Raw genomic sequence first — 22,209 nt, 5'->3', positions numbered from 1 at the left:
ATTTGTCTAGACCACCCGATCGTAGGTAGTCAGCGGTTCCCGGCGGCACCTATCTTGAGCGGACACGCCGCGTTCGCTTCATCGAAGATGGGAGCCGGTATGTCCGGTCGGAGAACCCGCTTTTTCGGAACCCTTCTGGCGGCGGCGCTGGCTGTCCCGCTGCTCGTGTCGGCCCCCGCGCAGGGGGCGGTGCAGGCCGACACGTGCGCGGTGAAGTCCCGGCCCGCCGGCAAGGTCCTGCAAGGCTATTGGGAGAACTGGGACGGCGCCGCGAACGGCGTCCACCCCGGACTGGGCTGGGTGCCCATCACCGACAGCCGCATCGCGCAGCACGGGTACAACGTCATCAACGCCGCCTTCCCGGTGATCCGCTCCGACGGCACGGTGCTGTGGGAGAACGGGATGGACGCCGGCGTCAAGGTGTCCACGCCCGCCGAGATGTGCGCCGCCAAGGCCGCCGGCTCGACGCTCCTGATGTCCATCGGCGGTGCGGCCGCCGGGATCGACCTCTCGTCGTCCGCCGTCGCCGACAAGTTCGTCGCCACGATCGTGCCGATCCTGAAGGCGTACAACTTCGACGGCATCGACATCGACATCGAAACCGGCCTCACCGGCAGCGGGAACATCAAGACGCTCTCCGCGTCACAGTCGAACCTGATCCGGATCATCGACGGCGTGCTGGCGCAGATGCCGTCGAACTTCGGGCTGACGATGGCACCGGAAACCGCTTACGTGACCGGCGGCAGCATCACGTACGGCTCGATCTGGGGCGCGTACCTGCCGATCGTCAAGAAGTACGCGGACAACGGCCGCCTGTGGTGGCTGAACATGCAGTACTACAACGGTTCGATGTACGGCTGCGCCGGCGATTCGTACCAGGCCGGGACGGTGCAGGGCTTCACCGCGCAGACCAACTGCCTCAACCAGGGCCTGGTCGTCCAGGGCACGACGATTCGCGTTCCGTACGACAAGCAGGTCCCGGGCCTGCCGGCGCAGCCGGGCGCAGGCGGCGGCTACATGTCGACGAGCCTGGTTTCCCAGGCGTGGCACGCGATCCCGAGCCTCAAAGGCTTGATGACGTGGTCGCTCAACTGGGACGGCTCGAAGTCCTGGACGTTCGGCAACAACGTCAAGTCCCTGCAGGGCCGCTAGTCCAAAGCCGTGAAGGACTCCTTACCGGCTCTTATGGCCGGTAAGGAGTCCTTCACGGCTTTACGAGTCGCCGTCGGGGATGGGGTCGTTGTACTCGCCGGACGGGCCGGCGTAGGTGCGGCCGTTCGGGAACGGCCACGGGTTCGGGACGCAGCCGTGCAGGCCGAGCGTCTGCTGCTCCATCACCGGCGCCGGTTTTCCCGCGCCGGGGCACAGCTCGTGGCCCTGGCCCAGGCGATGCCCGGTCTCGTGCGTGACCATGTACTGGCGGTACAACGCGAGCGGCGCGCCGTAGTTCGGGACGGCGTTGGCCCAGCGGGCGACGTTCAGCACGACGTTGCTGCCGTTGCGGCACGACGTGTAGCCGTCCGGGGTGCCGCCGCAGAGCTTGTCACGGCTGGCCGGAGTCGCCAGGTAGATCGTGAAGTCGGCGCTGTCGTCCGGGCCGACCTGCTGCAGCCGCCACTCGCCGCCGCCGGTCCAGCCGCGCGGGTCGCCGAGGATGGTCCGGATGTCCTTGGCGAACTCGGCGGGCCCGACGCCGTCGATGTCGGTCTCCAGCGCGATCCGGTACCGCATCAGCCGGCCTTGGGTGCCGGCCACCTGGTCGCTGCCCGGGGTGAACATCCACTGGCCCGACCCGGTCTGCGGGAAGGTGATCAGGACGGTCTGCGCCTGGGTCTGCGGCTGCTGCGCCTGGACCGGCTGTTCGGCGGGCGGGGGCGGCACGGACGTCGCGTCCCCGATGGCCATGACCACGGGCCCGGCCGCGGGCGCCGCGACGGGCTGGCCTTCACAGGCGGTCAGGGCACCGGCCACCGCCAAGGCGAGCACGGCGACGGCCGCGGCCCGTCTTGCTGCGGTTTTCGGCATGGGTCCTCCCCAACAGTGGCGTCACCAGTGGATACGGCTCGCACCGGGGAAAGGTTGCAAGCTCGCGCGACTGTAGAGCTTCACCGCAGTTCAGGACCTTCGGGTGTGACGCCCGACACTCAGCTCAGGAACTTGCGGAGCACGTCTGTCACCTGGCGGATCTCCGCTGTGCGGACGTTCTCCTCCTGGGTGTGCGCCAGGGTCGGGTTGCCCGGGCCGAAGTTCACCGCCGGCATCCCCAGCGCCGCGAAGCGCGCCACGTCCGTCCAGCCCAGCTTCGCCGCCGCCTGGCCGCCCGCGGCCGCCACCAGCTCCGCCGCCGCAGGGGCCGACAGGCCCGGCAGGGCGCCCGGCGAAAGGTCCACAACGGATAGTTCGAAGCCCGCGAAGACCTCGCGCAGGTGTTTCTCCGCCGCCGCCGGGTCGCGGTCCGGGGCGAAGCGATGGTTCACCGTCAGGACCGCCGCGTCCGGTACGACGTTGCCCGCCACCCCGCCGCCGACCGAAGTCGCCTGCAGGCCCTCGCGGTAGGTCAGGCCGTCGATGTCGACGATCCGCGGCTCGTACTCCGCCAGCCGCCGCAGCGGCTCGGCGAGCGCGTGGATCGCGTTCTCCCCCATCCACGCCCGCGCCGTGTGCGCGCGCTTGCCCGAAAACCGCAGCTCGACGCGCATCGTGCCCTGGCAGCCGGCCTCGATGACGCCGTTCGACGGCTCGCCGACGATCGCCAGGTCACCGGCCAGCCATTCCGGCAGCTCGCGCTCGATCCGGCCGAGGCCGTTCTTGACCGCTTCGATCTCTTCGTTGTCGTAGAAGACGAACGTGATGTCGTGCTTCGGCTCCCGGAGCGTCGCGGCGAGGTGCAGGAACACCGCGTCGCCGCTCTTCATGTCGACCGTGCCGAGGCCGTGCAGGGTCTCGTCGTCACCCGTGCCCTCGCGCCGCGACGGCCGGTTGCCGTTCTCCGGCACGGTGTCCAGGTGCCCGGCGAGCACGACCCGCGACCCGCGGCCCAGGTCGGTCCGCGCCAGGACGGCGTCACCGTTGCGGACGACCTCGAGGTGCGGCGCCTGCTTCAGCAGCGCTTCCTGCACCAACGTCGCGAGCTCCGCTTCGCTGCCGGAGACGCTGAAGACGTCCACCAGCGCGGCGGTGAGGTCGACGGGGTCGGCGTGCAGGTCGAGGCTCATGACCGGCACGCTACCGGCAGGGCTACCGTGGGTGCGTGGTTAGGTTCCCGGTCGCCGTGGGCGGCGCGTTGCTGGTCCTGCTCCTGTCCGGCTGTGGCCGCGAGGCCGGCCCGACGCCGAAACAGGGCGGCGAACCCGGCCCGGACGCGCTCCCGACGAAGCTGGCCGCGCTGACCGCCGACCAGTGCTACGCCAGCCCGCGGACCCAGCTGCCGAAGGGCTGCGAGAAGTACGTCACGGAGCTCGGCAGCATCCCCGGCTCGGCCCGCAAGCGCGCCGGCGACAAGGACCCGCAGCTGGTCACCGAGGCGGCTGGGCTCGAACGGGCCGTCGGCACGTTCCGGACCACCGGCTGCACCACGGTCGCCGACCCGGGCGGGCCCTGCACGCAGGCGCTGGTCGACATCGCCGCCGCCCTTTCGGGGCTGAAGAAGCAGGTCGACGCCCGGCCCACAGAGGGTTGACCCAGGTCACTCCACTACGGTTGGGGCCGTGAGCGAGCAGACCCCGAACCCCGAAACGACCGGCGCCACCGGCGTCGGGCTGGCCACCGTCGCTACCGACGGGACGGTCCTCGACACCTGGTACCCGCAGCCCAAGCTGGTGGACGCGGGCACGTCCGGCACCGAAGTCCTGAGCGCGGAAGAGACCACCGAGCTGCTCGGCGAGGCCGCCGCGGCGCTGCTGGGCCCGGACACCGACCGCGGGGTCGAGGTCGTCGCCGTCCGCACGACGATCGGCAAGCTGGCCGACGCGCCGGCCGGCACGCACGACGTCTACCTGCGCCTGCACCTGCTCTCGCACCGGCTGGTCCGGCCGCACGGCCAGAGCCTCGACGGCCTGTTCGGCCTGCTGGCGAACGTCGTGTGGACCAACCACGGCCCGTGCCCGGTCGAGGGCTTCGAGGCGACCCGGCTGCGGCTGCGGGCGCGCGGCGCGGTGACCGTCTACAGCGTCGACAAGTTCCCGCGGATGGTCGACTACGTCATGCCCGCCGGCGTCCGGATCGGCGACGCGGACCGCGTCCGCCTCGGCGCCCACCTGGCGAGCGGCACGACCGTGATGCACGAGGGCTTCGTCAACTTCAACGCCGGCACGCTCGGCGCGTCCATGGTCGAAGGCCGGATCTCGGCCGGCGTGGTGGTCGGCGACGGCTCCGACGTCGGCGGCGGCGCGTCGATCATGGGGACGCTCTCGGGCGGCGGCAAGGAGACGATCTCGCTGGGCGAGCGCTGCCTGATCGGCGCGAACGGCGGCATCGGCATCTCCCTGGGCGACGACACGGTCGTCGAGGCCGGGCTGTACGTCACGGCGGGCACGAAGGTCGTCGTGGACGGCAAGGTCGTCAAGGCCCGCGAGCTCAACGGCGTCTCGAACGCGGTCTTCCGGCGCAACTCCGGCACCGGCGCGGTCGAGGTCGTCGCGCGCGCGGGCTCCGGCGTCGAGCTGAACGCGATGCTGCACGCCAACTGAGCCATCCGTGAAGGCCTCCTCGCCAGCGATTACAGCCGGTAAGGAGGCCTTCACGGCTTTTTGGGTGACGTCGGGTTGTTCACCTACCATTCATCCGGTGACCACCGAATCGTTGCCCCACACCCCGGCCGAGCTGGGGCTGCCCGACGTCCCGGTCGAGGCCCGGCCGGCGGATCCGGCGGTCCACCACGTGCGCGCCAAGCTCGACCGGGAGATCCGCGCGCTGCTCGCGCACGAGCCCGGCACGCGCTCCGGCGCCGACCCCGAGGACCTGCATCAGATGCGCGTCGCCCTGCGGCGGATGCGCAGCGTGCTCAAGCTCTCGGGTGAGCTGGTCGGTGACGGCGCCGAGCCGGTGCGGGCCGAGCTGGGCTGGCTCGGCCAGTCGCTCGGCGAGGTGCGCGACCACGACGTCCTGATCGAGCACCTGCGCGAGGTCATCGCCGACTTCGAGGTCCGCGACCAGCCCGCCGGCCGGCAGCTGGTCTCCCGGTTCGTCTCCGAGCGCGCGACGGCGAAGGGGCGGCTCACCCGGGCCCTGTCCAGCGCCCGGTACTCGACGCTGCTGCACGAGGTCAGCCTGCTGACACGGGCGACGCCGTCCACTGTGGACGTTCCGCAGCGTGACTTGATCGCCGCGCTGGCCAAACCGCACCGCAAGCTCACCAAGGCGGTGGGCGCGCTGCCCGCCGACCCGCCGGACGACGACCTGCACGCCCTGCGCATCCACGGCAAGAAGCTGCGGTACGCCGCCGAGCTGGCCCAGACGTCGGCGAAGAAGAAGCAAGCGGCGCGGATCAAGGACCTGCTCAAAGCCACAAAAGACTTCCAGACGGTGCTGGGTGACCACCAGGACGCGGTGCTCGCGGCCGAGCGGATGCGCACGGTCCTGGACACCGGCGACAGCGCGATCGGCTTCGTGGCCGGCCGCATCGCGGAGCGCGAACTGACCCGCCGGGCCGAGGCCCGCGCGACGTGGCGAGCTGCCTGGGAAGCCGTCGACACCGCCGCCAAGGCCCTCCACGCCTGACCCGTCACTTTCCCTAGGAAAGATGCGGATTCGGGCCCCCGAGACGCATCTTTCCTAGGGAAAGTGACGTCTTCGGGCCGGGCGAACGGTCGAAAAGGGGCGGTTTCGTCAGGAGATCGACCAGACGTAGTTGTCCGGGCGGATCAGCACCGTGCGGCCGCCCTCGGCCTCGTAGGCCGCGTACGCGTGGCCGCCGTCGTCGACCAGGTCCGTGCCCGTTGCCACGCTTCCGGCGGGCAGGATGCGGTAGCCGTCCGAAGGGGCGTCGCCGAAGGTCAGTTCTGTCGCGTGTGGGCCCCTGAACAGCTCGAACAGGCGGACGCGCTTGCCGTTGGCGTCCGTGAGCGGGGCATCCGGCGCGCGGTCGCCCGGCCGCAGCGCGCCCGTGCCGGCCGGGGACAGCGGGCCGCCGCGGTAGGTGATGTCCAGCTGCTGGGTGTCCTCGCCGCGCTTGTGCGCGTCCTCGTCGCCGTCCTTGTACTTCTGCAGCAGCCCCGTCGAGACGCCCAGCACCCGGGCCGCGACGGTCCGGCGCTCCTCCTCGTAGCTGTCGAGCAGCTCGGGTGCGCCGTCGGCGAGCTTCCAGCCCAGGTTGTAACCGTCCTGGACGCCGGTGTTGAGCCCCTGGCCGCCGGTCGGCGGGTGGACGTGCGCCGCGTCGCCGGCCAGGAAGACCCGGCCGTCGCGGAAGCGCGCCGCCAGCCGGATGTTCGGCCGCCAGACCGTCGACCACGCCAGGTCGGACAGCACGACGCCGCCGCCGCTCAGCGCGTCGAGCCGGGCCTGGACCGCGGGCAGCGCGGTTTCGACGTCCACGTCGCCGTCACCCAGCGGCGAGCCGAACTGGAAGTGCGGGGTGCCCGGCAGCGGGCTGAACATCATGCCGCTCATCGGGTTCTCCGGCGTCGCGAACCAGTGGCCGTAGCCGCGATCGAGACCCTCCGCCCGGACGTCGCCGAGCAGCATCCGGATCGACTCGTCGGTGCTGCCCTCGAAGGCGATCCCCAGCGCCTTGCGCACGAGGCTCTTGCCGCCGTCGGCTCCGACCAGGTAGGCCGCGCGGACCGTCTCGCCCGTGCTCAGCGTGGCCGTGACGCCGTCGGCGTCCTGCTCGAAACCGCTCAGCGCGGTGGCCGGTTCGACGCGCACGCCGAACTCGGCGAGCCGGTCGCGCAGGATGCCCTCGGTCTGCGACTGGCCGAGGAACCAGCCGGTCGGGTACGGCTTCGCCGGCGTCGGCTCGACCGGGTCGAACATCAGCCGCTCGCCGACAACCTCGCCGCCGAGGTGGATCTTCATCGGCACCGGCGCGGCGCCCTGCGCGAGCACCGCGTCGAGCACGCCGAGATCCTCGAAGACCTCCAGGGTGCGCGGCTGCAGGCCGTCGCCGCGTGAGCCGACGAAGAACGTCTCGGCCTTGTCGATGATCCGCACGGCGACGTCGCGCCGCGCCAGCTCGATGCCCAGCGTCAGCCCGGTCGGGCCCGCCCCCGCGATCAGCACCGTGGTGTCCATGTCGTCCTCCCAGTGAATTGAAATTCAGTGAATCTGGATTCAGAATGGCACTGCTAGCGTCCCGCGTCAAGGAGGTGGCGGTGAACCGCAAGGAGAAGGCCGCGGAGACCGAGGCCGCGCTGAAGGCGGCGGCCCGGCGCGTGTTCGCGCACAAGGGCTACCTGAACACCAAGATCACCGACATCACGGCGGAGGCCGGGCGCGCGGCGGGGTCGTTCTACAACCATTTCGCCAGCAAGGAAGAGCTGCTCGAAGCGCTCCTGGCCGACATCGCGACCTCAAGCGACGAGAGCGCGCTGACCGAGGGCCACCTCTCGGACTTCAGCGACCCGGCGGCCGTGCGCTGGCACGTGGCGCAGTACTGGGAGTTCTACAAGGAGCACGCGTCGACGATGCGCGCCCTCGGCCAGGCGGCGCTCGTGAACGACGCGTTCGCCCGCACCCTCGCCGGCTTCGGCGCCACCCAGGCGGCGGACCTCAACGGACACCTCGAGCACATCACGGCCGCGGGCATGCGGCTGCCGGCGCGGCTGGACCTGAGCATCGTGATGATGTACCGGCTGGTCGACAGTTTCGCGCAGATGTGGCTGCTCGACCCGGCCCCCACCGGCTGGACCCCACCGACCGACGAAGAGGCGGTCGAGGCCCTCACCCGGTTCGTCTACCGGGGTTTCACCGGCCGGGACTACTAGGCGCTCAAGCGCTCCACAGCCGCGTCGACCCGCTCATCGGTCGCCGTCAGCGCGACGCGGACGTGCCGGCGGCCGGTCGGGCCGTAGAACGTGCCCGGCGCCACCAGGATGCCGCGGTCGGCGAGCCACGCCACCGTCGCGTGCGCGTCCTCGTCGCGGGTGGCCCACAGGTACAGGCCGGCTTCGGAGAAGTCGATGCGGAACCCGTTGTCCTGCAACGCCTTCCGCAGTGCCAGCCGACGGCGGGCGTAGCGCTCGCGTTGCGCGGCCAGGGCCTCGTCGTCGGTCAGGGCGGCGACCATCGCCTCCTGGACCGGGCGCGGCACGATCATGCCCGCGTGCTTGCGGATCTCCAGCAGCTGCGCGATCAGCCGCGGGTCACCGGTCAGGAACCCGGCGCGGTAGCTGGCCAGGTTCGCCGACTTCGACAGCGAGTGCACCGCGATCAGGCCCTCGGTACTGCCGCCCGAGACGTCCGGGTGCAGCACCGACAGCGGGTCGGTCTCCCAGCCCAGCGCCAGGTAGCACTCGTCGGACACCACGACGACGTCACGCTCGCGCGCCCACTCGACGACCTTGCGCAGGTGCTCGACGGGCAGCACCTTGCCGGTCGGGTTGGACGGCGAGTTCAGCCAGATCATCGCCGGGCGCTGCGGGCCCAGCGCCGTCAAGCCGTCGGAGCGCAGGATCGACGCGCCCGCGAGCAGCGCCCCGACCTCGTAGGTCGGGTAGGCCAGCTCCGGGATGACGACGACGTCACCCTCGCCGAAGCCGAGCAGCCGCGGCAGCCAGGCGACGGCCTCCTTGGACCCGATCGTCGGCAGCACGGCGCCGGCCTCGATGCCGGTGACCCCATGGCGGCGGCCGAGCGCGGCGATGGCCGCCGCGCGCAGCGCCGGGATGCCGTGGGTCGTCGGGTACCCGGGGATCTCCGAGACCGACGCCAAGGCGTCACGGATGCCGGCCGGGACCGGGTCGACGGGCGTGCCGATCGAAAGGTCGACGACCCCGCCGGGATGCGCCTGCGCCGTGGCCTTGACCTCGGCGAGCGAATCCCAGGGGAAGTCGGGCAGCGCGACGCGGCTCATTCGCCCTGAGGCTGAGGGGGCAGCGCCTTGACGAAGGCGGGGTCGTGGGCGGTCTTGCCGACCTTCGACGCGCCGCCCGGCGAGCCCAGCTCGTCGAAGAAGTCGACGTTGGCCTTGGTGTAGTCCGACCAGTTGTCCGGGACGTCGTCCTCGTAGTAGATCGCCTCGACCGGGCAGACCGGTTCGCAGGCGCCGCAGTCGACGCACTCGTCCGGGTGGATGTACAGCATGCGTTCGCCCTCGTAGATGCAATCCACGGGGCACTCGTCGATACACGCCTTGTCGAGCAAGTCGACGCAGGGCTCGGCGATCACGTAGGTCACTGCGCACTCCTGCTTTTCTCTGCCAACAGCCAGTCGCCGCCGACATTACGCGGGACGGGCACCGGTCGGGATGGTGAGGCAACCCTTAGCCATACTCGGGGTATGGCGGGGATCAACGGTCGCGGCGGCGCTTGGGCGGCGTGGCGCGGGCGTCGCCGGTGATCACGAACTTGGGCTGCGCCGGCGCACCGTCTTCGTCCTGCTTCGCCCCGACAGCACGGTTGAAGCCTTCGGAGATGTCGTCGACCAGCTCTTCCTTGTGCCGTTCGTCCTTGCGCTGGACGCCCATCGCACCCGGCCTCCTTCGGAAATCGGTTCGCCGCCTCAGGGACAATCTAGCCGTGAACGGTCCCGAAATGCTTGAGATCCGCTGCAGCCGGGCCTGGCCCCCGCTCACCGAGCAGTCCCTCGGCGATTGGGTGCTGCGCTGGGCCGGCGGCTTCACCGGCCGTGCGAACAGTGTGCTGGCCGTCGGGGACGCCGGACGGCCGGTCCGCGAGGCCCTGGACGCGGTGTGTGACTTCGCCCACGATCGGGGGATCCCGCCGATGGCGCAGGTGGTCCGCGACAGCCCGAACGAGCACGCGATCGCCGCCGGGGGCTGGGTCGAGGCGAAGGGCCACCGCCGCGGCCACGAGGTCGTCGTGCTCACCGCGCCGCTGACGCCAGAGCGGCACTTTCACGTGAAAGTGCCGCCCCCAGGTGGTCACTTTCACGTGAAAGTGCCGGATGAGCCCACCCCCGGCTGGTGGGAGCTGACGCTCGGGCCCGGCGAGGACTCCCCCGCCGCGCGGCAGGTCCTGACCGGCGGGAAGGTCGGCTACGGCGTCGCGACGCTCGACGGCGTCACCGCCGGTGTCGTGCGCGGCGCGCTGGTCGACGGCTGGCTGCACGTCGGGCGGCTCGAGGTCGCCCCGGCCTTCCGGCGCCGCGGGCTCGCGTCCGCGCTGATGGGGGCGCTGGGCGCCTGGGGCGTGGAACAGGGAGCCGGCCACGCGGTGTTGCAGGTCGCGGAAGGCAACGAGGGCGCGCTCGCGCTCTACTCGGGGCTCGGGTACGCCCCGCACCACCGCTACCGCTACTGGGTGCCCGCACCCGGCTCGCGCATCGAGGGAGAGGAAGATCCGACGTCGTGAAGATCGTGGTGATGGTCGGCGGAGTGGGCGGGGCCCGGTTCCTGCTGGGTGTGAAGGCGGCGCTGGGCATGGCGCCGGAGGGTGCGAGCGAGTCGCCGCACGAGGTGACGGCGCTGGTCAACACCGGCGACGACGTCTGGATGCACGGCCTGCGGATCTGCCCGGACCTCGACACCTGCATGTACACCCTGGGCGGCGGGATCGACAAGGAGCGCGGCTGGGGACACTCGGGCGAGACCTGGGTGGTCAAGGAGGAGCTGGCGGCCTACGGCGCCGACCCGGACTGGTTCGGGCTCGGTGACAAGGACATCGCCACCCACCTGATCCGGTCCCGGATGCTGCGCGCGGGCTACCCGCTGTCCGCGGTGACCGAGGCCCTGTGCGACCGCTGGCAGCCCGGCGTCCGGCTGCTGCCGATGTCGGACGACCGCGTCGAGACGCACGTCGTGATCGACGACCCGGAGCAGGACGGCCAGCAGAAGGCCATCCACTTCCAGGAGTGGTGGGTGCGCTACCGCGCCGAGCCGAAGGCGCACTCGATCGTCGCCGTCGGCTCCGACGAGGCCAAGCCCGCGCCGGGCGTGCTCGAAGCCATCGCGGGCGCCGACGCGGTCCTGTTCGCGCCGTCGAACCCGGTGGTGTCGGTCGGCACGACGTTGGGTGTGCCGGGGATCCGGGACGCGCTGCGCAAGACGTCCGCCGGTATGGTCGGGGTGTCCCCGATCATCGGCGGCAAGGCGCTGCGCGGGATGGCCGACGCGTGCCTGACCGCGATCGGCGTCGAGACGTCGGCCGAGGCCGTGGGCCGGCACTACGGCTCGCGCAAGGACGACGGCGTGCTCGACGGCTGGCTGATCGCCGAAGGCGAGACGGCCGACGTGCCGGGCGTGACCGTCCGCGACGTGCCGCTACTGATGTCCGATGTGGACGCGACCGCGGCGATGGCCCGCGCCGCTCTCGAACTCGCTGGAGCCCCCGTTGAGTGACACCGCTGACCACGCTTCCGCGAAGCTGGAGATCCTGCCCGTCACCGGGCTGCCCGAGTTCCGCCCGGGTGACGACCTGACCGGCGCGATCGTCACGGCCGCGCCCTGGCTGCGCTCCGGCGACGTCTTGGTCGTGACCAGCAAGATCGTCTCGAAGGCCGAGGGCAGGCTCGTCCGCGTACCGACGGATCCCGAGGCCCGCGACGCCGCCCGCCGCAAGCTCGTCGAGCAGGAAGCCGTGCGGATCGTCGCGCGGATCGCCCGCACGGTGATCACCGAGAACCCGCTGGGCATCGTGCAGGCGGCGTCCGGCATCGACGCGTCCAATGTGGCCGGTGACGAGGTCGCGCTGCTGCCGGCCGACCCCGACGCGTCGGCGTTGGCGTTGCGCAACGGGCTGCGCGAACGGCTCGGCGTCGAGGTCGCCGTGGTCGTCACCGACACCATGGGCCGCGCCTGGCGGATCGGGCAGACCGACAACGCGATCGGCTCGTCCGGGCTGCGCGTGCTGCACGCCTACCGGGGCACGATCGACGGCCAGGGCAACGAACTCGCCGTCACCGAGGTCGCGGTCGCCGACGAGCTGGCCTCGGCGGCCGACCTGGTCAAGGGCAAACTGGGCGGGACGCCGGTCGCCGTCGTCCGCGGCTTCGACATCTTCGACGACGGGTCGACCGCGCGGACACTCATCCGCCCCCTCGAAGAAGACCTGTTCCGGCTGGGCGCCAACGAAGCCATCGCGCAGGGCCGCCGGGAAGCCGTACCGGCCCGGCGCTCGGTGCGGCAGTTCAGCGACGAACCGGTCTCGCCGACGTCGATCCGGCGGGCCGTCGGCTCCGCGCTGACCGCGCCCGCGCCGCACCACACGCACCCGGTGCGGTTCGTCTGGCTGCGCGACGGCGCGAAGCGCAAGGAACTGCTCGACGCGATGCGCGAATCGTGGCAGGCCGACCTGAACGGCGACGAATTCACCCCGGAGCAGGTCGAGAAGCGGCTCAGCCGCGGCGACATCCTTTACCGGGCCCCGGAAATCGTCATCCCGTTCCTGGTGCCGGACGGCGCGCACACCTACCCCGACGCCCGCCGCAACGACTGCGAGAAGACGATGTTCACCGTCGCCGGCGGCGCCGCGGTGCAGGGCCTGCTGGTCGCGCTCGCCGCCGAAGGCCTCGGCTCGTGCTGGATCGGGTCGACGATCTTCGCCGCCGACGTCGTCCGCGACGTCCTCGGCCTGGACGAGCGCTGGCAGCCGCTCGGCTCGGTCGCGATCGGCATCCCGCTGTCCGAGCCGGACCCGCGCGGCCCGGCCGCGGCCGGCGAAGGGCTGCTGGAGCTGTGAGCTTGCACGCCGACGCCGTCGCGACGCTGGTTTCCTGGCGGCCGGCCGAGCCTTCCCAGGAGTCGCTGCGCCAGGCGTTCCTCGGGTTCCTCGCGGCGCGGGAGGACACCTGCAGCCGCTCGTGCGAGGCCGGGCACCTGACGGCGTCCGCGGTGCTGCTGGACCACACCGGCACGCGGGTGCTGCTCACGCTGCACCCGCGCGTCGGGCGGTGGCTGCAGCTCGGCGGGCACTGCGAACCTTCCGACGTGTCCGTGGCCGACGCGGCGCTGCGGGAGGCGACCGAGGAGTCCGGCATCGCCGGCCTGCGGATCGGGGCCGCGCCGGTGCACCTGGACGTCCACCCGATCACCTGCTCGCTGGGGGTGCCCACGCGGCACTTCGACGTCCGCTACGCCGTGCACGCGCCGCCGGGCGCGGAGCCGGTGCGCAGCGACGAGTCCGACGACCTGCGGTGGTGGCCGGTGGACGCGCTCCCGGCCGGCTCCGAAGATCTCGCCGATCTGGTGAAAGCGGCCGTTTCCGTCGGTGCCGGGCACTAGCCTGGACCCGGGAGAGGGAGGAACCAGATGGCTACGCAGTTCCCCGAGCGGGTGCACATCCACTCCGGCGGCGGCAGCGGCAGCGGGGTGTTCGGCTACATCGTCGTCGGCCTGCTGATCCTGGCGATCATCGTGTTCGTGATCGTCGTCGCGGTGCGGGTGTCGAAGATGCGCCGCGCGGAGGCGATGAAGAACGGCGGGTCGTTCCCCACCGCGAACTTCCCGCCGCAGCAGGGGTTCGCGCCGCCGTCGCAGAGCTTCCCGCAGCCGGGTGGGTTCGCGCCGGCGCCGCAGGGGCCGCCGCCGTCACAAGGTTTTCCGCAGCAGCAAGCCGGCTTCACCCCGCCGCAGCCGGGTTTCCCGCCGCCGTCGCAAGGGTTTCCGCGGCCGCAAGCCGGCTTCGCCCCGCCGCAGCCGGGATTCCCGCCGCAGCAGCCGGGCTTCGCGCCGGTGCCGCAGGGCACGCCGCCGCAGGGGTACTACCCGCCGCAGCAGCCGCCGCCCGGTCCGGGAGCGGGGCCGCAGAGCTGGTGAGCCCGATCGTCCCCTTCGACAGCGCGTCCCCGGTGCCGCCGTTCGAGCAGGTGCGCGCCGGGCTCGCGGCGCGGATCAACGACCGCTCGCTGGCCGTCGGCACGAAGCTGCCCACCGTGCGGCAGCTGGCCGTCGACCTCGGCATCGCGCCGAACACGGTCGCGCGGGCCTACCGGGAGCTGGAAGAGGCCGGGCTGATCGAAACCCGCGGCCGCGCGGGCAGCTTCGTCGGCGCGTCCGGCGACCAGACCCGCCGCCGGGCCCAGCAGGCCGCGGCCGAGTACGCGGCGGTCACCCGTAGGCTCGGCCTGGACGCAACCGAGGCGCTGTCGATCGTCCGCGCCGCGCTCGACGAAGGGAACGGCTGACCCGTGACCGCGCTGATGCTGTTGATCCTGCTGGTGGTGCTCGGGGGCATCGCGGCGGTCGTGATCGTCGTGATCAACGTCTCGAAGCCGAAGCAGCCGCCGTACCCGCCGCATCAGTTCCCGGGCTATCCCCCGCAGCAGCCGGGTTACCCGCCCCAGCAGGGCTACCCGGGCCAGCAGCCGGGCTATCCCCCGCAGCAACCGGACTACCCGCCGCAGCAGGGCTACCCCGGCCAGCAGCCGCCGCCGTACCCGCCCCAGCAGGGCGGCTACCCCCCGCAGCAGTAGGACAAGCCGTGAAGGCCTCCTTCCCGGCTCTTATAGCCGGGAAGGAGGCCTTCACGGCTTTCCGGATGTCCTGAAAGGGCACCCTCATGGCTTTTACGTCCCTGAGGGTGCCCTTCAGGACATTCCGGGGGTCCTCACATGGCGCGGTATTCGCGTAGTTCGATGCGGGGGCCGAAGCGGGGACGGCGGTGGCCGGCCGCCTCGAGGTAGCGGACGGCCCGTTGGCGTTGGGGCGCGTACGGGACCAGCAGTTCCGCCATCCCTTCGTCGTCGAGCTTTTCGCCCAGCAGCGCGTGCCCCACCATCGACGGGATGTTGTAGTCGCCGAAGCTCACCGCGTCCGGGTCGCCCCACGCGCGCTGCGCGATCTCGGCGGCCGTCCAGACGCCGATGCCCGGCACGTGCCGCAGCAGCAGCCGGCCTTCGCGGCCGCGCAGCTCCACCGCCCGTTCCAGGTGGTGCGCGACGCGGGCGGCGTTGAGCAGCGCCGTCCGGCGCTTGATGTCGACGCCCGCGCGGTGCCAGTGCCAGTCGTGCAACGACCGCAGCGCCACCGGCGTCGGCGGCACGCGCAGCCGGTCCGGGCTCGGCCCGGGCGCCCGCTCGCCGAACCGGCGGCACAGCTCCGCCCACGACCGGATCGCCTCCTTGCCGGTCACCTTCTGCTCCAGCACGGCGAGCACCAGCCAGTCCCACACGAACCCGGTCGAGCCGAGCCGCAGGCCGGGGTTCTCCCGCCGGGCCCGCGCGACGACGTCGTGGTGCGCGACGAACCCGCTGTCGTCGTCGTCCGCGCCGAGCAGCGCCGGGACGCCGCTGAGCAGCCGGTCCGCGCCGTCGCCCCAGGCCGCGGCCTCGATCCGGCCGTCGGTGAGCTTGCGCAGGGCGAGCGTGCCGGGGCCGTCCGGCGTGTTCGACGCGAGCCAGGTGATGCCGCGCTCGTCGGTGAGGATGTTGAGCGATCCGCGCCCGCGCTTCAGCGGACCCAGGACCCGGCCCAGGTCGACTTCGAACGCGGGACGCCAGAACATCGGCTACGCGTCGCTCGAGAAGCGGACGGAACCGTCGGGCAGCACGGTGTCGGGCCAGATCCGGGCGCCGTCGAGCAGTTCGCAGCCGGCGCCGACGGACACGCCGTCGCCCAGCACCACGCCGCGCAGCACCGCGCCGGCGCCGACCCGCGCGCCGTGCCCGAGCACCGAGTTCTCGACGATCGCGCCTTCGGAGACGGCCGCGCCGTCGAACAGGACCGAGCCGTCGATCTTCGCACCCGAGCCGACGACGGCGGCGACGCCGATGGTCGAACCACCGGACAGCTCGGCGTCCTCGGCCACCGAAGCGCCGTCGAGGACCAGGAACTCGCCGGTCCGGCCGGGCAGCGCCGACGTCGGCGCGATGCCCCGCACCAGGTCGGCCGAGCCGCGGACGAACGCTTCGGGCGTGCCGACGTCCAGCCAGTAGGACGCGTCGACGAACCCGTGGATGTGCGCGCCCCGCTCCAGCAGGCCGGGGAACGTCTCGCGCTCCACCGAGACGCGGCGCCCGGTCGGGATCGACTCGATCACCGGGCGGCGGAAGACGTAACAACCGGCGTTGATCTGGTCGGTCGGCGGGTTCGGCGTCTTCTCGAGGAAGGCCTGCACCCGGCCGGTTTCGTCGGTCGGCACCGACCCGAACCGGCTCGGGTCCGGGACACGCTGCAGGTGCAGCGTGACGTCGGCGCCGGTGTCGTGGTGCACGCGCAGCTGCTCGCCGAGGTCCGAGCCGGAGATGATGTCGCCGTTGAAGACGATCACGTGGTCGGCACGCAGCTTGTCGTAGACGTTGCGGATCGCGCCCGCGGTGTCGAGCGGCTCCTCCTCGACGACGTACTCCAGCTCCAGCCCGATCGCCTTGCCGTCGCCGAAGTACTCCTCGAACACCTCCGCGCGGTAGCTCGTCCCCAGCACGACGTGCCGGATCCCGGCCTCGCGGATGCGGGAGAACAGGTGGCTCAGGTAGGGCGTCCCGGCGGTCGGGAGCATCGGCTTGGGCGCCGACAGGGTGAGCGGCCGCAGCCGGGTGCCTTTGCCCCCGACCAGCACGACGGCGTCGACGGCATCGGTTCGGACCTCGGACGTCACGGAAATCTCCTCCTGTATCACGCACCGCTGAGCGACAAGCCGCGGGAAACCCTGACGGAGGTCGCCCGGAGGGCCTACCCTAGACAGGAAACAGGCGGGCCTTTCCCCAGAGGGCCCCCGGGTCAGTCGGGAGGCCGAGGGGATGGACCCCCGCGATCGGGCGGACGCCCTGCTCGCACGAGCCCAGGCACGTAGTGTGTTCGTGGTGACACCGGACAGCGCCATTTCGCCCATGGACGCCTCGAACACGCAGCAGATACCGCGGGCCGCCATCGACGGTCTCGACAGAAGCCAGGACCCGGACACGACCACGCAGCTGCCGGCGTCGCTGATCGAGGAGAACGACCACCCGCTGGCCGGCAAGTCGCCGACCCGGCGGCTGGAGGTCTCCGGCGCCTCGGGCGTCACCAGCGCTTCGGGCGCGCGGCGCCAGCAGGTGACCACGCCGCTGAGCACGCCGTCCCCGACGACGCCGTTGAAGACCCCGGTCACGACGCCGCTCGCCCGCCGGCCCCAGGCCGAGCCGATCACGAGCCCGCTGAAGGAGCCCGATCCGGAGGACACCGGCCTGGTGCCGACGGTGACGCAGAACAACGGCAAGTCCGACCTGTCGCGCCGGCTCGACGGGATCTAGCGGGTCTCGAGCTTCAGCCGGAGCTTGAGACCGAGCTTCACGGCGGCCAGGACCGGCTTCCAGGCGAGGCCCTGGTGCCGGTCGGCGAGGTAGCGGTAGGCGCTGTCGTGGTGCGCCTTCAGCATCTTCTCCGACGCCTGCGACGTCGAGTGCCCACCTTCGTGCATCACGCTGGACGACGGCACGTAGACGTTCTGCCAGCCGGCCCTGGCCAGCCGGTCGCCGAGGTCGACGTCCTCGAAGTACATGAAGTAGCGCGTGTCGAAGCCGCTGACGGAGTCGAACGCCTCCCGGCGGAACAGCTGGCACGAGCCGGACAGCCAGCCCGCGACACGCTCGACGGGCGTGCCCGTCTCCTGCCGGTACTGCCTGGTCCAGGGGTTGCCGGGCCAGACCTTGGCGAACGCGGCGTGGCCGATGCCCCGGCCGAACGACGGCAGCAGCCGCGCCGACGGGTAGACGGTGCCGTCGAGATCGTGGATCAGCGGCCCGAACGCACCCCCGCGCGGCCACCGCTTGGCGGCGTCGAGCAGCGCGTCGAGCGAGCCGGGCTCCCATTCGAGGTCCGGGTTGACGACGACGATCCAGCCGTACCGGTCGTCGAGCTCGGCGACCCCGCGGTTCGCGGCGGTCCCGTACCCGACGTTCTCCCCGATGGTGAGCAGCCGCACGTTCGCCCGCGGCCGCGTGATCTCCTCGAGGGCACCCTCGACGGAAGCGTTGTCCGCGACGACCACCTCGACCTCGCGCTCTGTGGCCTTCTCGAGGGTCTCGAGGAACCGCTCGAGGGTGTCCTCGGAGAAGTAGGTCACGGTCACGACGCCGACATCATCGCCATAGCGGGAGTCCTCAGTCACCCGGCCATTGTCCACGCGTCACCGAGCGTGAATCGGGTACCCCGGGCCAGGAGCAAGGTGGAAGAAGCCAGCGGGCCGGCTCATGTACCCGAGCAGTCGGCTCGCGTGCCCAGAGGGTCGGTTCACCAGCCGACCGTCTGAGTACGCGAGCCGACTGTCCAGGTACGCGAGCCGACGGTCCGGGTACGCGAGCCGACTGTCCGGGTACGCGAGGTCAGCGGGTGCGGAGGTGGCGGAACCAGGCCTTGGCGTACGCCTCCCGGTGCCGTTCCGCAGCGGGTCCTTAAGTGAGCTGCACTTCAAGAAGGAGAAGGAACCTCGCCGCCGGATGCTCATCGACCGGATCGCGGCGTTGCCGGTCTCCGCTCGGCTCTACCTCGCCGAGTGCGCACCCAAGACCGAAGAAGCCGCTCGGCAGCGGTGCATCGAACGCCTGGCGGAGGATCTGCTCGGGCTGCGAGCACACCGGCTGGTCCTGGACTCCCGCGACCACCGCGACGGTCACGACCGCCGGACCTTGCAGCTGGCGCTGGGAGTCCGGCCTTCGAAGACGGAACTCACCTACGAGCACGTCGACTCGACAGCCGAACCGTTGCTGTGGATCTCCGACGCAGTGGCGTGGTGCTTCGGCGCGGGTGGTGACTGGCGGCGCCGGGCGAGCCCGCTGATCACCGAGGTCCTCACTGTCCGAGGGCAGCGAAAAGCCCGTGAGACGACCGTCCGGACGCGTCACGGGCTTTCATACTCGGCCCCACGGGGACCTCGCACCGTCAGATTACCACCGCCGAAGGCGGTCAGCGGGTGCGGAGGTGGCGGGACCAGGCCTTGGCGTACGCCTCCCGGTGCCGCTCCGCGGTCGTCGCCCACGAGAACTCCTTGGCCCGCTGCTGCGCCGCCGTCGCCAGTTCCGACCGGCGGCCCGGGTCGGCCAGCAGCTCCGCGATCGCCGCCGCGACGTCGCCCGCTCCCACTCCGCAGTACGCCACCGCGTCGCCGCCCACCTCCGGCAGTGACAGCCGGCGCGTCGTCAGGACGCAGGCCCCGCACGCCATCGCCTCCAGGACCGGCAAGCCGAAACCCTCGCCCAGCGACGGGTACGCCACCAGCGAAGCCCCGCCCAGGAAGCCCGCCAGCGTCCCGAACGGGAGGTAGCCCGCGCGGATCACGCGCAGGCGGTGCGGGACCGCGTCCAGCGCGCGCTCCACCTGCGTGTCCCAGCCCGGCTGGCCCGCCAGGACCAGCGCCGGGGCATCAGCCCTCCCGGCGACCGCGCGGGCGAAGCCGCGGATCAGCGCCGGGACGTTCTTGCGCGGCTCCAGCGCCCCGAGGAACGCCACGTACGGCGTCCGGCCCAGGCCGACGGCCGCGCGCGCGGCCGCGACCTCCGCCGGGGACGGCGGGTGGAACCGCTCCGTGTCGACGCCGTGGTGGATGACCTCCACCGACGCGTGCCGCACCGGGCTGACGCGGGCCAGCTCCGCCGCCGTCGCCGCCGACGGGACCACGCACAGCGTCGCGCGGCGCAGCGCTGTCGCCGTCCACGCGCGGAAGAAGCGGGCCTTCACCGACGAGTGCAGGACGGCGTCGGTGAAGAACGTCGCGTCGTGCAGCGTGACGACCGAAGCGGCCGACGTCGCCAGCGGCATCGTGTAGTGGGGCGAGTGGACGACGTCCGCGCCGAGGCGGCGGACCAGCCGGGGCAGGGTCGCCTGCTCCCAGGTCAGCCGCGCGGTGCGGGTGGTCGTCGACGGCGAAGCGGGCACGATGCGTGACCCCGGCGCCAGCCGATCGTAAAGCTGCAGGTCCCGCGGCTGGCAGACGACGGTGACGCGGGCACCGTCCGCGTCCAGCGCGGCGACGAGCGAATCCACGTACCGGCCCACCCCGCCGCGGTCCGCGGGCACCGCGGTCGCGTCGATCAGGACCCGGGGATCATCGCTCACCCCCGTAGGGTACGGCGGCGACGCTGCGTCATGGTGGGGAACTGGCAAACCGGCTAATCCCGTGGCCGGCGGTGGATGGCCCAGACGGCTTCCGCGGCGCGACGCCACGTGAACGCCTTCGCGCGCTCGCGCCCCGAACGGGTGAGCTCGGCCGCCCGCTCGGGTGACCCGAGCACCTCGCGCAGTGCTTTCGCCAGGGCCGTCGCGTCGCCGCGCGGGACCGTGATGCCCGCGCCACCGGCCACCTCGACCAGGGCCGGGACGTCGGTGTGCACCACCGGCACGCCGGCCGCCATCGCCTCCAGCAGGCCCAGCCCGAAGCCCTCGGCGAGGCTCGGCACGGCCAGCACGCTCGCCCGCCGCAGCACCGTCGCCAGCTCGGCGTCGGTCACCTTCCCCAGCACCCGCAGCCGCTCCGGCGGCAGGCCGCGCTCGGCGGCCAGCGCGGCCGGGTCGACACCGCCCCAGCCCGGCTGCCCGGCGAGCACGAGCACCGTGCCGTCGAGCGCGGCGACGGCGTCGACCAGCACGTCGATGCCCTTGCGCGGCTCGATCGTGCCGACGGCCAGCACGTACCGCCCGGGCAGTTCCAGCTCGGCCGAGGCCCGGGACACGCGCACGCCGTGCGGCACCACGCGCACCGGGACGTCGACGTCGACCAGCACGGCCAGCTCGTCGGCGACCGCCCGCGTCGGCACGACCAGCCCGGACGCGCGGCGCGCGGCCCGCGCGATCATCGACCGGTGCCAGCTGACGCCGCGCGCGGTGAGCGTCTCGGGGTGGGTCCAGGGCACGGTGTCGTGCACGGTCACGCTCAGCGTCCGCCCGGCCGGCACGCGCGGCGGCGCGAACGGCGTCGGCGCGTGCACCGCGTCGCCGCCCGGCCACCAGGGGATCCCCAGCTGCCAGAGGCCGATCAGCGCGCGCGGCGGGAGCCGCAGCACGCGCGGGCCCTCGACGCCCTCGGCCTCGGCCACACTCACGTCGGCGTGCCGCGCGACGACGCTGGACACCGTCCAGCCCGGCGGCGCGGTCTTCGCGAGCGCGGGCAGCAGCTCGGCCGTGTAGCGCCCGGTGCCACCGGGCACGGGCGCGAGGAGCTGCTCGGCGAGCACGACCAGTTCGGGCACGCGGCTATTGTGCGGGACGTGACGCCGAATCCCGCCACCACGGTGGTAGTCGTGACCTGGCGGGGTGCCGGGCACGTCACCGCCTGCCTCGACGCGCTCGCCGCGCAGACGCGTCCACATCGGACGCTCGTGGTGGACAACGCCTCCGACGACGGGACGGCCGCGCTGCTCGCGGCCCACCCGAGCAAGCCGCGGGTCGTGCGGCTCCCTCGCAACAGCGGCTACGCGGGCGCGCTCGCCGTCGCCGTCGAGGCGCTCGGAACGCCGCTGATGGCGTGGCTCAACGACGACGCCGAACCCGAGCCCGGCTGGCTGGAAACCCTCGAAGACACGCTCGGGAAGTCGCCGCTGGCCGCCGCCGCGACGGCCCTGCTCGTGCTGCCCGGCGGCGCCGTGCAGTCCGCCGGGGTGCGGCTGACCGCCGACGGCCACGGCGCCGACCTCACCGAACCCGCGGGCGAGGTCTTCGGCTTCTGCGGCGGCGCGGCGCTCCTGCGCGTCGACGCCCTGCGCGCGGTGGGCGGCGTCCCGGCGGAGTTCTTCTGCTACTACGAGGACACCGACACGGCGTGGCGGCTGCGGCTGGCCGGGTGGGACGTCGTCGCGGCGCCGGACGCCCGGGTCCGGCACGCCCACGGCGTCAGCAGCAAGCCCGGTTCGGTGCCGTTCCACCGCTGGAACGAGCGCAACCGGCTGCTCATGCTGCTGCGCTGCGCACCCCGCGGCGTCGCGCTGAACCAGCTGCTCCGGTTCGCCGTGTTGACAGCGGTGCTGCCGCTGCGGCGGGGCCGCCCGGCCGCAGCGAACTTCCGGTTCGGCCTGCGCTGCCGGGTCCTGGCCGAGGTCGGCGCGCGGTTGCCGGCGACGCTGCTGGCCCGGCGCCGGATCGGCCGTCGCGCGGCGCTGGGCCGAGGCGCGGTCTGGGAGGCGTGGGCCGGGGTTTGTCAATCCGGCCGAAAGTAGGCGGAGACGGACCGCAGCCGTCCTGCTCGT

26 protein-coding genes are annotated in these 22,209 nt (G+C 72.4%); 14 read left to right on the top strand and 12 right to left on the bottom strand.

All coding sequences use genetic code 11. The features are described from left to right. Positions 1-99 precede the first annotated feature (99 nt). Positions 100-1,152: a chitinase gene (locus OHS18_RS36065; RefSeq protein ID WP_328613790.1), complete on the top strand. Its 1,053-nt coding sequence runs from the start codon at positions 100-102 to the stop codon at positions 1,150-1,152. A 60-nt stretch (positions 1,153-1,212) separates the two neighbouring features. Here the strand turns inward: OHS18_RS36065 and OHS18_RS36060 are convergent, their stop codons facing one another. Then, positions 1,213-2,025: a DUF3152 domain-containing protein gene (locus tag OHS18_RS36060; protein ID WP_328613789.1), complete on the bottom strand. Its 813-nt coding sequence runs from the start codon at positions 2,023-2,025 to the stop codon at positions 1,213-1,215. 119 nt (positions 2,026-2,144) lie between these two features. Further along, positions 2,145-3,215 carry a succinyl-diaminopimelate desuccinylase gene (dapE, locus tag OHS18_RS36055; RefSeq protein WP_328613788.1) on the bottom strand — a complete coding sequence of 357 codons (1,071 nt, stop codon included), beginning with the start codon at positions 3,213-3,215 and terminating at the stop codon, positions 2,145-2,147. A gap of 56 nt (positions 3,216-3,271) precedes the next feature. Between dapE and OHS18_RS36050 the strand changes: the two genes are divergently transcribed. The 3 genes from OHS18_RS36050 to OHS18_RS36040 all read left to right on the top strand — a co-directional run bounded on the left by OHS18_RS36050 (position 3,272) and on the right by OHS18_RS36040 (position 5,718). Further along, entirely contained in the window at positions 3,272-3,679 is a 408-nt protein-coding gene (locus OHS18_RS36050) for a hypothetical protein (protein ID WP_328618640.1), read from the top strand. Between the two features lie 28 nt (positions 3,680-3,707). Next, positions 3,708-4,688, top strand: coding sequence for a 2,3,4,5-tetrahydropyridine-2,6-dicarboxylate N-succinyltransferase (dapD, locus tag OHS18_RS36045; RefSeq protein ID WP_328613787.1), 981 nt, complete (start codon positions 3,708-3,710; stop codon positions 4,686-4,688). Positions 4,689-4,785: 97 nt separating this feature from the next. After that, a complete protein-coding gene (locus OHS18_RS36040) occupies positions 4,786-5,718 on the top strand; it encodes a CHAD domain-containing protein (protein ID WP_328613786.1) in 933 nt (310 codons plus the stop codon). 108 nt (positions 5,719-5,826) lie between these two features. Here OHS18_RS36040 and OHS18_RS36035 read toward each other — a convergent pair whose 3' ends face one another. After that, on the bottom strand, positions 5,827-7,233 hold the full coding sequence (locus OHS18_RS36035) for an FAD-dependent monooxygenase (protein ID WP_328613785.1): 1,407 nt from the start codon (positions 7,231-7,233) through the stop codon (positions 5,827-5,829). A 44-nt stretch (positions 7,234-7,277) separates the two neighbouring features. Between OHS18_RS36035 and OHS18_RS36030 the strand changes: the two genes are divergently transcribed. Continuing rightward, positions 7,278-7,925 carry a TetR/AcrR family transcriptional regulator gene (locus OHS18_RS36030; RefSeq protein WP_328613784.1) on the top strand — a complete coding sequence of 216 codons (648 nt, stop codon included), beginning with the start codon at positions 7,278-7,280 and terminating at the stop codon, positions 7,923-7,925. Here OHS18_RS36030 and dapC read toward each other — a convergent pair. The 3 genes from dapC to OHS18_RS36015 all read right to left on the bottom strand — a co-directional run bounded on the left by dapC (position 7,922) and on the right by OHS18_RS36015 (position 9,625). After that, the gene (gene dapC / locus OHS18_RS36025; protein WP_328444963.1) at positions 7,922-9,013 is read right to left on the bottom strand and encodes a succinyldiaminopimelate transaminase; all 1,092 of its coding nucleotides are present in this window, start codon (positions 9,011-9,013) and stop codon (positions 7,922-7,924) included. The genes OHS18_RS36030 and dapC overlap by 4 nt on opposite strands. Further along, positions 9,010-9,336, bottom strand: a complete 327-nt coding sequence (fdxA, locus tag OHS18_RS36020) for a ferredoxin (protein ID WP_328444964.1) — start codon at positions 9,334-9,336, stop codon at positions 9,010-9,012. Before fdxA ends, dapC begins: the two co-directional genes overlap by 4 nt. Before the next feature lie 112 nt (positions 9,337-9,448). Continuing rightward, a complete protein-coding gene (locus OHS18_RS36015; RefSeq protein WP_328444965.1) occupies positions 9,449-9,625 on the bottom strand; it encodes a hypothetical protein in 177 nt (58 codons plus the stop codon). A 52-nt stretch (positions 9,626-9,677) separates the two neighbouring features. Between OHS18_RS36015 and OHS18_RS36010 the strand changes: the two genes are divergently transcribed. From OHS18_RS36010 to OHS18_RS35980, 7 genes are read left to right on the top strand one after another with little or no spacing between them, the layout of a single operon-like run. Continuing rightward, the gene (locus OHS18_RS36010) at positions 9,678-10,472 is read left to right on the top strand and encodes a GNAT family N-acetyltransferase (RefSeq protein WP_328613783.1); all 795 of its coding nucleotides are present in this window, start codon (positions 9,678-9,680) and stop codon (positions 10,470-10,472) included. Beyond that, positions 10,469-11,458, top strand: a complete 990-nt coding sequence (gene cofD, locus OHS18_RS36005; RefSeq protein ID WP_328613782.1) for a 2-phospho-L-lactate transferase — start codon at positions 10,469-10,471, stop codon at positions 11,456-11,458. The genes OHS18_RS36010 and cofD overlap by 4 nt, the downstream gene beginning before the upstream one ends. Continuing rightward, positions 11,451-12,797, top strand: coding sequence for a coenzyme F420-0:L-glutamate ligase (locus tag OHS18_RS36000; RefSeq protein ID WP_328613781.1), 1,347 nt, complete (start codon positions 11,451-11,453; stop codon positions 12,795-12,797). The genes cofD and OHS18_RS36000 overlap by 8 nt, the downstream gene beginning before the upstream one ends. Continuing rightward, a complete protein-coding gene (locus OHS18_RS35995; RefSeq protein WP_328444973.1) occupies positions 12,794-13,339 on the top strand; it encodes an NUDIX hydrolase in 546 nt (181 codons plus the stop codon). The genes OHS18_RS36000 and OHS18_RS35995 overlap by 4 nt, the downstream gene beginning before the upstream one ends. 27 nt (positions 13,340-13,366) lie before the next feature. Next, entirely contained in the window at positions 13,367-13,873 is a 507-nt protein-coding gene (locus OHS18_RS35990) for a hypothetical protein (protein WP_328613780.1), read from the top strand. Then, the gene (locus tag OHS18_RS35985; protein ID WP_328444977.1) at positions 13,870-14,241 is read left to right on the top strand and encodes a GntR family transcriptional regulator; all 372 of its coding nucleotides are present in this window, start codon (positions 13,870-13,872) and stop codon (positions 14,239-14,241) included. The genes OHS18_RS35990 and OHS18_RS35985 overlap by 4 nt, the downstream gene beginning before the upstream one ends. Before the next feature lie 3 nt (positions 14,242-14,244). Continuing rightward, positions 14,245-14,529, top strand: coding sequence for a hypothetical protein (locus OHS18_RS35980; RefSeq protein ID WP_328613779.1), 285 nt, complete (start codon positions 14,245-14,247; stop codon positions 14,527-14,529). Positions 14,530-14,663: 134 nt separating this feature from the next. Here the strand turns inward: OHS18_RS35980 and OHS18_RS35975 are convergent, their stop codons facing one another. Both OHS18_RS35975 and OHS18_RS35970 read right to left on the bottom strand, forming a co-directional pair. Further along, positions 14,664-15,560 (bottom strand): DNA-3-methyladenine glycosylase family protein, encoded by an 897-nt coding sequence (locus tag OHS18_RS35975; RefSeq protein ID WP_328613778.1) that lies wholly within the window; start codon positions 15,558-15,560, stop codon positions 14,664-14,666. Positions 15,561-15,563: 3 nt separating this feature from the next. Continuing rightward, positions 15,564-16,652 carry an NDP-sugar synthase gene (locus tag OHS18_RS35970; RefSeq protein WP_328613777.1) on the bottom strand — a complete coding sequence of 363 codons (1,089 nt, stop codon included), beginning with the start codon at positions 16,650-16,652 and terminating at the stop codon, positions 15,564-15,566. A 142-nt stretch (positions 16,653-16,794) separates the two neighbouring features. On the opposite strand from OHS18_RS35970, the gene OHS18_RS35965 reads away from it, so the two are divergent. Continuing rightward, complete coding sequence (locus OHS18_RS35965; RefSeq protein WP_328613776.1) at positions 16,795-17,286, top strand: hypothetical protein; 492 nt, start codon at positions 16,795-16,797, stop codon at positions 17,284-17,286. Here the strand turns inward: OHS18_RS35965 and OHS18_RS35960 are convergent. The 4 genes from OHS18_RS35960 to OHS18_RS35945 all read right to left on the bottom strand — a co-directional run bounded on the left by OHS18_RS35960 (position 17,283) and on the right by OHS18_RS35945 (position 21,216). Next, positions 17,283-18,143, bottom strand: coding sequence for a glycosyltransferase family 2 protein (locus tag OHS18_RS35960; RefSeq protein WP_328613775.1), 861 nt, complete (start codon positions 18,141-18,143; stop codon positions 17,283-17,285). The two genes, OHS18_RS35965 and OHS18_RS35960, sit on opposite strands and share 4 nt — an antisense overlap. Before the next feature lie 283 nt (positions 18,144-18,426). Next, a complete protein-coding gene (locus tag OHS18_RS35955; RefSeq protein ID WP_328613774.1) occupies positions 18,427-18,648 on the bottom strand; it encodes a hypothetical protein in 222 nt (73 codons plus the stop codon). Positions 18,649-18,937: 289 nt separating this feature from the next. Continuing rightward, a complete protein-coding gene (locus tag OHS18_RS35950) occupies positions 18,938-20,086 on the bottom strand; it encodes a glycosyltransferase family 4 protein (protein ID WP_328444989.1) in 1,149 nt (382 codons plus the stop codon). Positions 20,087-20,139: 53 nt separating this feature from the next. Next, positions 20,140-21,216, bottom strand: coding sequence for a glycosyltransferase family 4 protein (locus tag OHS18_RS35945; RefSeq protein WP_328613773.1), 1,077 nt, complete (start codon positions 21,214-21,216; stop codon positions 20,140-20,142). Between the two features lie 9 nt (positions 21,217-21,225). On the opposite strand from OHS18_RS35945, the gene OHS18_RS35940 reads away from it, so the two are divergent. Further along, positions 21,226-22,179 carry a glycosyltransferase family 2 protein gene (locus tag OHS18_RS35940; RefSeq protein ID WP_328613772.1) on the top strand — a complete coding sequence of 318 codons (954 nt, stop codon included), beginning with the start codon at positions 21,226-21,228 and terminating at the stop codon, positions 22,177-22,179. The last annotated feature ends 30 nt before the right edge of the window (positions 22,180-22,209 follow it).

Origin of the sequence: Amycolatopsis sp. NBC_00355, assembly GCF_036104975.1 — a bacterium.
Lineage (GTDB): Bacteria > Actinomycetota > Actinomycetes > Mycobacteriales > Pseudonocardiaceae > Amycolatopsis.
The sequence above is the reverse complement of the archived record's forward strand: the minus strand, read 5'-3'. Positions and strand labels throughout refer to the sequence as shown.